General features: G+C 37.5%; 9 protein-coding genes, 2 tRNA genes, 1 rRNA gene and 1 pseudogene. All 13 read left to right on the forward strand.

Annotation, left to right across the window (positions count from 1 at the left end):
• The first annotated feature begins 89 nt into the window (after positions 1-89).
• The 13 genes and pseudogenes from tsaE (at position 90) to A9G17_RS07310 (ending at position 12,901) form a co-directional block, all read left to right on the forward strand.
• Entirely contained in the window at positions 90-557 is a 468-nt protein-coding gene (tsaE, locus tag A9G17_RS07250) for a tRNA (adenosine(37)-N6)-threonylcarbamoyltransferase complex ATPase subunit type 1 TsaE (protein WP_065738149.1), read from the forward strand.
• 70 nt (positions 558-627) lie between these two features.
• Positions 628-1,329: pseudogene (locus A9G17_RS07255) on the forward strand (N-acetylmuramoyl-L-alanine amidase); the annotation flags it as partial.
• A gap of 20 nt (positions 1,330-1,349) precedes the next feature.
• On the forward strand, positions 1,350-3,209 hold the full coding sequence (mutL, locus tag A9G17_RS07260) for a DNA mismatch repair endonuclease MutL (protein ID WP_065738151.1): 1,860 nt from the start codon (positions 1,350-1,352) through the stop codon (positions 3,207-3,209).
• Positions 3,206-4,117: a tRNA (adenosine(37)-N6)-dimethylallyltransferase MiaA gene (gene miaA / locus A9G17_RS07265; RefSeq protein ID WP_065738152.1), complete on the forward strand. Its 912-nt coding sequence runs from the start codon at positions 3,206-3,208 to the stop codon at positions 4,115-4,117. The genes mutL and miaA overlap by 4 nt, the downstream gene beginning before the upstream one ends.
• A 304-nt stretch (positions 4,118-4,421) precedes the next feature.
• Entirely contained in the window at positions 4,422-4,667 is a 246-nt protein-coding gene (gene hfq / locus A9G17_RS07270; protein ID WP_065738153.1) for an RNA chaperone Hfq, read from the forward strand.
• A gap of 21 nt (positions 4,668-4,688) precedes the next feature.
• Positions 4,689-5,984 carry a ribosome rescue GTPase HflX gene (gene hflX, locus A9G17_RS07275; RefSeq protein WP_065738154.1) on the forward strand — a complete coding sequence of 432 codons (1,296 nt, stop codon included), beginning with the start codon at positions 4,689-4,691 and terminating at the stop codon, positions 5,982-5,984.
• A gap of 23 nt (positions 5,985-6,007) precedes the next feature.
• A complete protein-coding gene (gene hflK / locus A9G17_RS07280; protein ID WP_065738155.1) occupies positions 6,008-7,225 on the forward strand; it encodes an FtsH protease activity modulator HflK in 1,218 nt (405 codons plus the stop codon).
• Positions 7,226-7,242: 17 nt separating this feature from the next.
• Positions 7,243-8,205: a protease modulator HflC gene (gene hflC, locus A9G17_RS07285; protein WP_065739116.1), complete on the forward strand. Its 963-nt coding sequence runs from the start codon at positions 7,243-7,245 to the stop codon at positions 8,203-8,205.
• Positions 8,206-8,224: 19 nt separating this feature from the next.
• Complete coding sequence (locus A9G17_RS07290; protein ID WP_065602006.1) at positions 8,225-9,523, forward strand: adenylosuccinate synthase; 1,299 nt, start codon at positions 8,225-8,227, stop codon at positions 9,521-9,523.
• Positions 9,524-9,614: 91 nt separating this feature from the next.
• The gene (gene purT, locus A9G17_RS07295) at positions 9,615-10,796 is read left to right on the forward strand and encodes a formate-dependent phosphoribosylglycinamide formyltransferase (protein WP_065738156.1); all 1,182 of its coding nucleotides are present in this window, start codon (positions 9,615-9,617) and stop codon (positions 10,794-10,796) included.
• Positions 10,797-11,098: 302 nt separating this feature from the next.
• Positions 11,099-12,635: ribosomal RNA gene (locus A9G17_RS13440) — 16S ribosomal RNA — on the forward strand.
• A gap of 56 nt (positions 12,636-12,691) precedes the next feature.
• Positions 12,692-12,768: transfer RNA gene (locus A9G17_RS07305), tRNA-Ile, on the forward strand.
• A 57-nt stretch (positions 12,769-12,825) separates the two neighbouring features.
• Positions 12,826-12,901: transfer RNA gene (locus tag A9G17_RS07310), tRNA-Ala, on the forward strand.
• Positions 12,902-12,971 lie beyond the last annotated feature (70 nt).

Raw genomic sequence — 12,971 nt, forward strand, 5'->3', positions numbered from 1 at the left:
TTGACAGAAAAGCAAGTTAATCTTGTTTGGTACATCTTTAATGGTTATTAGTATATAATAAGGACTATTTATTGAGCAAAGAATTCATCATGAAACCTATTATTTTAGCCGATGAGCAAGCAACCATTTCATTGGGTGGCAAACTTGCTAAGCAATGTTTAAACTATTTATCCACACATGATGATACGATAGTTATTTATTTAATGGGTGACCTTGGTGCAGGTAAAACCACATTTAGCCGTGGATTTTTACAACAATTAGGTCATATAGGTAATGTCAAAAGTCCAACATATACTTTAGTTGAACCTTATCAGTTTAGTGATTTCTCTGTTTATCATTTTGATTTATATAGGTTAATTGATTCTGAAGAACTTGAGTTTATGGGTATTCGTGAATATTTTTCTTCGCGTTCGATCTGTTTAGTTGAATGGCCTGAACAAGCGCAAGGTATATTGCCAAGTGCTGATCTCGAAATTCATTTGGCTTATTTAGCCTGTGAGCGTACGGCTTGTGTGCAAGCAAAAAGCGAAAAGGGTCGAACTATTATTAATCTTTAACAATAAACATTAACGGTAAAAGATCATGAAAAAATTACTTACTTTCTTAATGTTATTAGTGTTTTGTTGTTCAGCTTATGCAACTAAAGTAGTGATTGCCGTTGATGCAGGGCATGGTGGTAAAGATTCTGGTGCAATAGGTCAAAGTAATTTATATGAAAAGACTGTTACGTTTTCAATTGCCAAAAAATTGACTAATTTGTTAAATAAAGATCCTAGTTTTAAAGGAGTATTAACCCGTAACAATGATACTTTTATCTCGGTTCCCCAGCGTTCAGACATTGCTCGAAAAAATAAAGCTAATTTACTAGTTTCAATTCATGCTGATGCAGCACCAAATCGTAATGCAACTGGTGCATCAGTTTGGGTTTTATCGACCAAACGAGCCGATACTGAGCTTGGTCGATGGCTTGAACAAGATGAAAAAAAATCTCAATTATTAGGCGGGGCTGGAGATGTTCTCGCTGACGATAATAATCGTCACCTAAATCAAGCGGTGTTAGATTTACAATTTTCTTATTCTCAGCGAGTAGGTTATGAATTAGCAACGCAAGTTTTAAAATCAATCAAAAGTGTAACTAATCTTCATAAAAATCTGCCGGAACATGCAAGTTTAGGTGTTTTACGTTCACCTGATATCCCATCGATTTTAATTGAAGTTGGTTTTATTTCTAACCAAGAAGAAGAACGTCTGTTAAGCAGTAATGCCCATCAAGATAAGATTGCTAATGCCATTTATCAAGGTATAAAAAACTACGTAAAACAGAACCCTAAATTTGGAGAACAACATTAATGGCAATCCACATTCTATCTCCCCAATTAGCAAATCAAATTGCAGCAGGTGAGGTAGTAGAGCGTCCAGCATCGGTTATTAAAGAATTAGTTGAAAACAGCCTTGATGCGGGAAGTACTCAAATTGATATAGATCTTGAGCAAGGCGGCTGTAAATTAATTCGTATTCGTGATAATGGTTGTGGTATTAATAAAGATGAATTAGCACTTGCTTTAGCGCGTCATGCAACCAGTAAAATCAGTACGTTAGATGATTTAGATGCAATTATTAGTCTTGGATTTCGTGGCGAGGCATTAGCAAGTATTAGTTCTGTTTCTAGATTAACATTAACATCGAGAACCGCTGAACAGTCTGAAGCATGGCAAGTTTATGCAGAAGGGCGAGATATGACGCCAACTATTAAACCCGCTGCTCATCCCATTGGCTCAACAGTTGAAGTTCTTGACCTATTTTATAATACTCCAGCAAGGCGCCGTTTTTTAAAAACAGAAAAAACCGAATTTATGCATATTGAGGAATTTGTACGTCGCATTGCACTGGCTCGTCCTGATGTCTCTTTTAATTTGCAACATAACGGTAAATTGGTTAAACAGTATCGAGCATCGGAATTAGAAAAAAGAGTCGAATTAGTTTGCGGCCGTGCGTTTATGCAAAAAGCGGTAAAACTGGATTGGCAACACGATGATTTAGTGATTCAGGGCTGGGTCACTAGTAGTGAAAGTAGCGAACTGCAATACTTTTATGTTAATGGTCGTGTCATAAAAGACAAATTGCTCAATCATGCATTGCGACAAGCTTACAATAGCCGTACTCATGAACAACAGAGTTATGTTGTATTTTTACAAATTGATCCTAAGCAAGTCGATGTTAATGTGCATCCAGCAAAACACGAAGTTCGTTTTCATGAAGCGAGATTAGTACATGATTTTGTTTATCAAGCAATTGTCATGGCACTTGAATCAAATCAACAGCTGACATATAACGAAAAAATGGTAATGGCTCCGAATCGACAAGCTGCTGGTGAAAACATCTTTAATCAAAAAATCAAAACCGAACAGAAAAATTATCCAACAATTGACTCTTTACCTAAAAAACCAATTAATCATATTAAAGAAAATGCAATTTATGGTCAGTTAGTCGAAACTAAACCAAAAGTTGAAATAGAAAAAACTCAGCCACAATCCTTTCAATCGACAGAAGATAAGGATTCAATAACCGCACCACAACAGGCAGTTATTGAGGCACTATTTCCTAAACGAAATGTGCCATTACAATCATTACAACAGCAACTTGACAGTTCATCGTTAGTGCAATTTGGCCGAGTATTAACAGTCATTCAATCTGATGTAGCATTGCTTGAAAAGTATGAAGATAATCAGCAAAAATTAATGTTGATGAAATTACCTGTTGCCCAACAAAAAGTAACGGCAATTAAATTATTATCTCAAGAAGCTGAAAAATTATTAATTCCTTTAACGATATTAATTGATCATAAAGAACAGCAAGTTTTTACGAGTTATCAAAAACAATTAAATTTTTTAGGTTTTGATTTTTACGTAGATAAAGCAAAATTACATTTACAAAGTGTGCCCAAAATGTTGCGGACTATGAATTGGCAACAAATCTTGCCAGCATTAATTAGTTTTTTATCAGAATCAGAACAGTTAGTATTAGATCCAACACAGATAGCTAATTGGTTAGCCAATCAATATGATGACGGCCATGCAGTATGTTGGAGTGTAGCGAAAGTGATTCAGTTATTAGCTCAGTTAGAACAGATAGATATTAATCTGTTACAGCAACAAACATTTTTATATCCAGTTAATATACAATTATTTACTCAATCGATTTTATCATGAACAAACCAAAAATTATTTCTTTAATGGGGCCGACAGCATCTGGTAAAACGGCATTTGCTATGGCTCTTTATGAGCGTTATCCTATTGATATTATAAGTGTTGATTCAGCGCTCATTTATCGTGGCATGGATATTGGAACAGCAAAACCAACAAAAGCAGAGCTAAAGAAATATCCACATAAATTGATTGATATTTGCGATCCTGCACAAAGCTATTCGGCAGCTAATTTTCGGCATGATGCAATTGTCGAAATCGAAAAGACTCTAAGCAAAGGACGTATTCCATTGTTAGTCGGTGGCACCATGTTATATTTTAAAGCGTTAATTGAGGGGCTGTCACCGCTTCCTGTTGCTAACACGGAAATACGTAAACAAATAGAAGAAAAAGCCAATAAAATGGGGTGGCAAGCGATTCATGAAGAATTGCAAAAAGTCGATCCAGTCTCGGCTGAGCGTATCCATCCTAATGATCCACAGCGTCTAAATCGTGCTTTAGAAGTTTATCTTATTACAGGTAAAAGTTTAACAGAGCTAACTCAAGAAAGTGGCGAAGCTTTGCCATATGATATTATGCAATTTGCTATAATGCCAGATGATAGGGCTGAACTTCATCAGCGTATTGAGCAGCGTTTTTTACAGATGTTAGATCAAGGTTTTGAAAATGAGGTCAAGACGCTTATGCAGCGATCTGATTTACATTTAAACTTACCCTCTATACGCTGTGTTGGTTATCGCCAAATGTGGGAATACTTAAATGGAGATACCAGTTATGATGAAATGGTATTCAAAGGAATTTGTGCTACTCGTCAATTAGCAAAACGGCAAATTACCTGGCTCCGTGGTTGGAAGCAACCTATAACGTGGTTAAATAGAAATAATATGGAAAATATTTTCAATCATCTCTTTTAATTTCAAATAGATATTTTTGTTGCTTATTCCTTGGTCTTTTTATTTATTGATAGTTTATTTAGTTTTGTTAAAATATTTTACGTTAATGAGGCGGTTTCGTATATTTTTTTGTCTAGTTAATGTAAAGTTATTAAAATTTTAGTTATTTGTGCATAAATTGCAATTGATCGGTTCAAGTACCGTGTTTTTTATGTTATTTTGATATTTACTTACGTAAATATTCTATAATTGCAATTACAGTAGATATTTATTTTTGAAAATATAATTTCAATCTTCATATTATTTCATTTTAAAGGATAATCTCATGTCAAAAGGGCAGTCATTACAAGATCCTTATTTGAATTTGCTTCGTCGCGAGCATATTCCTGTATCAATTTATTTGGTTAATGGTATTAAATTACAAGGTCAAATCGAATCATTCGATCAATTTGTTATATTACTAAAAAATACTGTAAGCCAAATGGTTTATAAACATGCTATCTCAACAGTTGTACCATCAAGATCAATTTCTGGATTAGTATCTCAGCCAGAAGAGGAAAATGGAAACTGATTAAATCAGCGGAGAAACTGATTGTTTGAACGATATAAGGGCGGAGAATCTGCCTTATTAGTCCATGTTTTCCTTCCTCAAGAAAGCGATATCGAGGATCTAAAAGAGTTTGAAGTATTGGTTACTTCTGCTCAAATAGAGATTCTCGATATTGTGACAACATCAAGAAAAAAACCTCAAGCCAAATATTTTATTGGTGAGGGTAAAGCTCTAGAAATTGCTGAAAAAGTTAAAGAACTACAAGCTTCAGTCATTTTAGTTAATCATACATTGACACCTACTCAAGAACGGAATCTAGAAAAACTATGTGAATGTCGCGTTGTTGATCGAACTGGTTTGATTTTAGATATTTTTGCTCAACGAGCAAGAACGCATGAAGGTAAATTACAAGTTGAATTAGCACAATTACAATATTTATCCACTCGTTTAGTTCGCGGATGGACACATTTAGAACGACAAAAAGGTGGTATTGGTTTACGAGGACCAGGTGAAACACAGTTAGAAACCGATAGACGGTTGATTCGTCATAGAATTCAATTAATTTTATCAAGATTGGCTAAAGTAGAAAAACAACGTAACCAAAATCGTCAATCAAGAAATAAAGCAGATTTATCTACAGCATCTTTAGTTGGATATACCAATGCAGGTAAATCAACACTATTTAATGTTCTAACGAATGCCGATGTTTATGCGGCTGATCAGTTATTTGCTACACTTGATCCTACCTTAAGAAGGATTATAGTCGATGATGTAGGCGAAGTTGTTTTGGCTGATACCGTGGGTTTTATTCGTCACTTACCTCATGATCTGATTGCAGCTTTTAAAGCAACATTGTTAGAAACGCAAGAAGCCGCTTTATTGCTACATGTTATAGATGCGGCGGATCCTAATATGTTGGATAATATACATGCAGTAGAAGAAGTGCTATTTGAAATTAATGCGCATGATATTCCAACACTGTTAGTAATGAATAAAATTGATTTAATTGAAGGTAGAGAGCCAAGTATTGATCGTGATGAAGAAGGAGTCCCAATTCGTGTTTGGATTTCTGCTCAAAATGGTTTAGGATTAGATCTATTATTTATAGCATTAAAAGAAAGGCTTGCTAAACAAATTCAAGTTTGCCAGTTGAATTTACCAGCTCATTTGGCAAAACTCAGAAGTCGTTTTTATCAGTTAAATGCAGTAGAACGTGAATTTATTAATGATGATGGTAGTTTTCGACTAAATGTGAGAATGCCTTCTATTGAATGGAATCGTCTCTGTAAACAGGAGCCAGATCTGTTATACTTAATTAATACGCAAAATAACAACTAATCGTTAAATGGAGCATATAAAATATGGCGTGGAATCAGCCCGGAAATAACGGACAAGATAACGATCCATGGGGAAGTAACAACAAAAAACCTTCCAATTCAACAAATGATATATTGGATAAAATTAAAGATTTTCTAAAGAAAGGTAATTTAGGCAATAACAATGGTGGTTCATCAAAAACTAAATTACCGATGAGTCCGTCAAAAATTTTTGCTATAGCATTTATTGCTATAATTTTTATCTGGGGTCTAAGTGGGTTTTATACCATTAATCAAAGTCAGAGAGGCGTGATTACCCGCTTCGGTCAAGTTCAACCCGAAATTGTTCAACCTGGATTAAATTGGAAACCTACCTTAATCGATAAAGTCTATATTGTTGACACCCAAGGTACTCGAAATTTCAATGTTCAAGGCTTTATTGTTACTACAGGTGAAAACCTTGTCTTTGTTGAGATGAATGTACAGTATCGTATCAGCAACCCATTAAAATATTTATTCAATGTTACTAATGTTGAAGATAGCCTACGCCAAGCTGCAGATAGTGCTCTTCGAACCGCTGTGGGTAGCTCTAATATTGATGCTATCATTTCCGATGGTCGTTCAATTCTTGAAAGTAGCACCAGAGATGAACTCGTTAATGTAATAACCCATTATGATATGGGAATTAATATTGTTGATTTAAACTTCCAAGTAGCTCGTCCACCGGATGAGGTTCAAGATGCTTATGATGATGCAATTCGAGCTCAAGGCGATAGTGAACGTGAAATCAAGCAAGCAGAAGCAGATAAAGTCCAATTAGTTCAGCAAGCAGAAGGTAAATCAGCAAGAATTTTAGCTGATGCTAATGCCTATAAAGTCCGAGTAGAACTTGAAGCGGCAGGTGATGTTGCACGTTTTGAACAAATTTTACCGCAATATAAAGCAGCTCCTGAAATAACTAAAGAGCGTTTATATATTGAAACGATGGAAAAAATATTAGAGAAAACTAATAAAGTCATTGTTAGTGATAAAAGCGGTAATTTAATGGTGTTACCATTAGAACAATTATTAAAAAATAAAAGCGAAAAAGTATCTACACCAACTGTAAATCAAAATAGTGACTATAATTTTAATATGCCAAGTTCTTCTGAAGCGATAAAAAGTATACCTCAAACAGCAAGTGAATCACAAAAAAGTGCTACAACAAGTAACAGTAGTTCTACTGGTAACACAGCAAGAACTATGCGAACTATGGGACAATAATAAGGAGAAAGATGAGTATGCGTAAATTATTGATTCCTATTGTTTTAATTTTAATTGGTATGTTCTTTTCCAGCGCTTATGTGGTAGAAGAAGGGACACGTGGTGTTGTTTTAAGATTTAATAAAATTATTGGGTTATCTAATCCAGGATTACATTTCAAAGTTCCTGGTATGGATAGTATCAAACTTATTGATGCGAAAATTCAAACAACTAATAGTTCTAATAACAGCAAAGAACAACGATTTTTTAATGTACAAAAGAAAGAATTGATTGTTGATTACTTTGTACAGTGGAAAATTATTGATTTTAATCGTTATTATGAAACAGTTGCTGGTGGTAATAATGTTGAAGATTTACTTTTAGCGCGTTTAAATGGTCGCTTAAGAGCTGAAATCGGTAAATTAAGCAATAAAGACATTATTAATGATTCTAACGCTGATACTAAATCACGAAATTCTTTGATGATTCGAGTTAAGGATGCTTTAAATGGCAATCATCAAGACTCAGTTGATTCTGCACCAATTGACAAATTGGTTGCTGACACCCAAAAAGATCCTGAAAGCAATAAAACCAGCTTAAGAGCATTTGGTGTTGAAGTTATTGATGTGCGAATTAAACAGATTAACTTCCCTGCTGAGGTTTCTGGTTCCATTTATGCAAGAATGCGAGCAGAACGTGAAGTTATTGCTCGTGATAAACGTTTTGAAGGTGTTAGAAAAGCTGAGGAAACAAGAGCAACAGCTACACTTGAAGCAACTAAAATATTATCAGAAGCAGAGCGTCAATCTCGTATTATCCGCGGTGAAGGTGATGCTAATGCGGCAAAACTATACGCTGATGCCTTTGGCAAAGATATGGCGTTTTTTAGTTTTATTCGTAGTTTAAAAGCGTATGAACAAAGCTTTAAAGGCAATGATGTGATGGTCATTAGTCCTGATAGTGAGTTTTTCCAGTATATGAAATTGAAATCAAATAAATAACAGAATGAGTAAACAGTCTATGAGTAATAATGTTGTTGTGTTAGGTACACAATGGGGTGATGAAGGCAAAGGTAAAGTTGTCGATTTACTTACTGAAAAAGCAAAATATGTTGTTCGTTATCAAGGCGGACATAATGCAGGTCACACATTAGTTATTAATGGTGAAAAAACTGTACTACACTTAATTCCATCAGGAATTCTGCATAATAATGTTATTAGTATTATTGCTAATGGCGTAGTGCTTTGCCCTGATGCTTTAATGAAAGAGATGAAAGAACTTGAAACTAGAGGTATCCCCGTTAAAGAAAGACTACTCATCTCTGAATCGTGCCCATTAATTTTGCCTTATCATATTGCATTAGATCAAGCTCGAGAAAAAGCTCGTGGTAATAAAGCTATTGGTACTACCGGTCGCGGCATTGGACCTGCTTATGAAGATAAGGTTGCGCGTCGTGGGCTTCGTGTCGGGGATTTACTTGATAGAGCGGTATTTGCTGAAAAATTAAAAGAAGTGATGGAATACCACAACTTTCAATTAGTTAATTACTATAAAGCCGATGCAGTTGATTATCAGAAAGTTCTTGATGACACATTAGCGATTGCCGATACTTTAGTGTCTATGATTGCCGATATTCCTGCTCTTTTAGAAGATGCACGAAAAAAAGGCGAAAAAATTATGTTCGAAGGAGCGCAAGGTACATTACTTGATATTGATCATGGTACTTATCCTTACGTGACTTCTTCTAATACAACCGCGGGTGGAGTAGCAACTGGTTCTGGTTTTGGTCCTCGTTATGTTGGTTATGTATTAGGGATTGTTAAAGCCTACTCTACACGAGTTGGGGCAGGACCTTTCCCTACTGAATTATTCGATGAAACGGGTGAATACCTTTGTAAACAAGGGAATGAATTTGGTGCAACAACAGGTCGTCGTCGTCGTACTGGATGGTTAGATGCTGTTGCTGTTCGAAAAGCGGTACAACTTAATTCTGTTTCTGGATTTTGTCTAACAAAACTGGATGTACTCGATGGTCTTAAAGAAGTTAAAATTTGTGTAGGCTATCAATTACCAAATGGTGATGTAATAAAAAATGCACCAGCAGCAGCTGAAGATTGGAGTTTAGTAAAACCAGTTTATGAATCAATGCCTGGTTGGAGTGAATCAACATTTGGAATCAAGAACTATGATGCACTACCACAAGCTGCAAAAGCCTATATAAAACGAATTGAAGAATTAACGGAAACACCAGTTGATATTATTTCAACAGGTCCGGATCGTAGTGAAACCATGATTTTACGAGATCCATATTCAGTATAATTTTAAATTAAGAAAAATCGGGATAATTATCCCGATTTTTTATTTTAAGCTAATTAACAAAGTATAATGATTAAACCTATAAGAGGATATTATGACAAAAATAGGGACACCATTATCACCTAGTGCAACAAAAGTTTTACTTTGTGGTGCTGGAGAACTAGCAAAAGAAGTTGTGATTGAATTACAACGATTAGGTTGTGAAGTTATTGCTGTTGATCGTTATGCTAATGCTCCTGCGATGCAAGTTGCACATCGTTATCATATAATCAATATGTTAGATGGTGATGAACTAAGAAACGTCATTGAAACTGAAAAACCTGATTATATTGTTCCTGAAATAGAAGCAATTGCTACTGATACCTTAGTTGAGATGGAAAAAAAAGGTTTTACTGTAATCCCAACGGCCAAAGCCACTCAATTAACAATGAATCGTGAAGGCATACGTCGCCTTGCGACTGAAAAATTAAAGTTACCGACTTCACCTTATCGTTTCGCTGCAAATAAAACAGAATTTAAACAAGCTATAACAGAGATCGGTTTTCCTTGTTTTGTCAAACCAATTATGAGTTCTTCTGGTAAAGGTCAATCATTATTACGAAGTGAAGTGGATATTGATTCCTCATGGACCTATGCTCAAGAAGGCGGTCGAGCTGGTGAGGGAAAAGTAATAATAGAAGGCTTTGTGGATTTTGATTACGAAATTACCTTACTTACTGTCAAACATATCAATGGTATTTCATTCTGTGAACCTATCGGTCATCGTCAAGAAAAAGGGGATTATCGAGAATCTTGGCAACCACAACAAATGTCTAATCAAGCCTTAAATCTAGCAAAAGAAATTGCAACGAAAATAACTGAAGCGCTAGGAGGACGAGGTTTATTTGGTGTGGAATTGTTTGTAAAAGGTGATCAAGTTTGGTTTAGTGAGGTTTCTCCTCGCCCACATGACACAGGTTTGGTGACATTAATATCTCAAAACTTGTCCGAATTTGCATTGCACGCCAGAGCTATATTGGGATTACCTATTCCTAATATTGAACAATACGGCGCTGCAGCTTCAGCAGTGATTTTAGTAAATGGTTCTTCAAAACAAGTTACATTTGCTAATTTAGAAAAAGCATTACAAGAACCACATACTGATATACGTTTATTTGGTAAACCTGAAGTAGAGGGTGTAAGACGAATGGGAGTCGTATTGGCGAAAGCCGAAACGAATTCCGAAGCGGTAAATAAAGCAGTAAATGCAGTTAAACAACTCAAAATAACGCTATAACGCACTATTTTGAATAAAAAGCAACCAATCAATCCAAAAATAGCAAAATTTCTAAAATAGGGGTTGACGAGTGCAAGTGAAGTGAGTAACATACGCAACCCTTGAGACAGCAAACTAAATAACAAAACATTTAGTTAACTTAAAAAAGCTGTCAGCTCTTTAAAAAGAAGAAACAGACAATCTGTGTGGGCACTTGCGAGACGAAAGATTAAAGTCTACGGACTAAAAAAATTAAGTCTTGATAAGTGACACTGAAGATTCATTTGAATTATGTCAGAGACAGTTATTGAGCATCAAACTTTAAATTGAAGAGTTTGATCATGGCTCAGATTGAACGCTGGCGGCAGGCTTAACACATGCAAGTCGAACGGTAACATGAGTGCTTGCACTTGATGACGAGTGGCGGACGGGTGAGTAAAGTATGGGGATCTGCCGAATGGAGGGGGACAACAGTTGGAAACGACTGCTAATACCGCATAAAGTTGAGAGACCAAAGCATGGGACCTTCGGGCCATGCGCCATTTGATGAACCCATATGGGATTAGCTGGTTGGTAGGGTAATGGCTTACCAAGGCGACGATCTCTAGCTGGTCTGAGAGGATGACCAGCCACACTGGAACTGAGACACGGTCCAGACTCCTACGGGAGGCAGCAGTGGGGAATATTGCACAATGGGGGGAACCCTGATGCAGCCATGCCGCGTGTATGAAGAAGGCCTTCGGGTTGTAAAGTACTTTCGGTAATGAGGAAGGTGGTGTATCTAATAGGTGCATCAATTGACGTTAATTACAGAAGAAGCACCGGCTAACTCCGTGCCAGCAGCCGCGGTAATACGGAGGGTGCGAGCGTTAATCGGAATGACTGGGCGTAAAGGGCATGTAGGCGGATAATTAAGTTAGGTGTGAAAGCCCTGGGCTCAACCTAGGAATTGCACTTAAAACTGGTTAACTAGAGTATTGTAGAGGAAGGTAGAATTCCACGTGTAGCGGTGAAATGCGTAGAGATGTGGAGGAATACCGGTGGCGAAGGCGGCCTTCTGGACAGATACTGACGCTGAGATGCGAAAGCGTGGGGAGCAAACAGGATTAGATACCCTGGTAGTCCACGCTGTAAACGATGTCGATTTGGAGTTTGTTGCCTAGAGTGATGGGCTCCGAAGCTAACGCGATAAATCGACCGCCTGGGGAGTACGGCCGCAAGGTTAAAACTCAAATGAATTGACGGGGGCCCGCACAAGCGGTGGAGCATGTGGTTTAATTCGATGCAACGCGAAGAACCTTACCTGGTCTTGACATCCACAGAATCTTGCAGAGATGCGAGAGTGCCTTCGGGAACTGTGAGACAGGTGCTGCATGGCTGTCGTCAGCTCGTGTTGTGAAATGTTGGGTTAAGTCCCGCAACGAGCGCAACCCTTATCCTTTGTTGCCATCGGTTCGGCCGGGAACTCAAAGGAGACTGCCGTTGATAAAGCGGAGGAAGGTGGGGACGACGTCAAGTCATCATGGCCCTTACGACCAGGGCTACACACGTGCTACAATGGCGTATACAAAGGGAGGCGACCTCGCGAGAGCAAGCGGACCTCATAAAGTACGTCTAAGTCCGGATTGGAGTCTGCAACTCGACTCCATGAAGTCGGAATCGCTAGTAATCGTGAATCAGAATGTCACGGTGAATACGTTCCCGGGCCTTGTACACACCGCCCGTCACACCATGGGAGTGGGTTGCACCAGAAGTAGATAGCTTAACCTTCGGGGGGCGTTTACCACGGTGTGGTCCATGACTGGGGTGAAGTCGTAACAAGGTAACCGTAGGGGAACCTGCGGTTGGATCACCTCCTTACGAAGAGCTCGTAAGTGTTCACACAGATTGTTTGTTAAGAAAAGAGTCACTTTATTGGGTCTGTAGCTCAGGTGGTTAGAGCGCACCCCTGATAAGGGTGAGGTCGGTGGTTCAAGTCCACTCAGACCCACCAATTCAACTTAATTTTTGCTGATTTTGGCTTTAACGGGTTGAAGAAGTGAAATAAAATGGGGCTATAGCTCAGCTGGGAGAGCGCCTGCCTTGCACGCAGGAGGCCAGCGGTTCGATCCCGCTTAGCTCCACCATTAAAGAAGTCTCTTTTTAAATTAAATTATGTTTGTATTTACTTGAAGTCGCGAGATGGTAAAGTGAATA

The organism is Gilliamella sp. wkB7, assembly GCF_001693435.1.
Lineage (GTDB): Bacteria > Pseudomonadota > Gammaproteobacteria > Enterobacterales > Orbaceae > Gilliamella > Gilliamella apicola_N.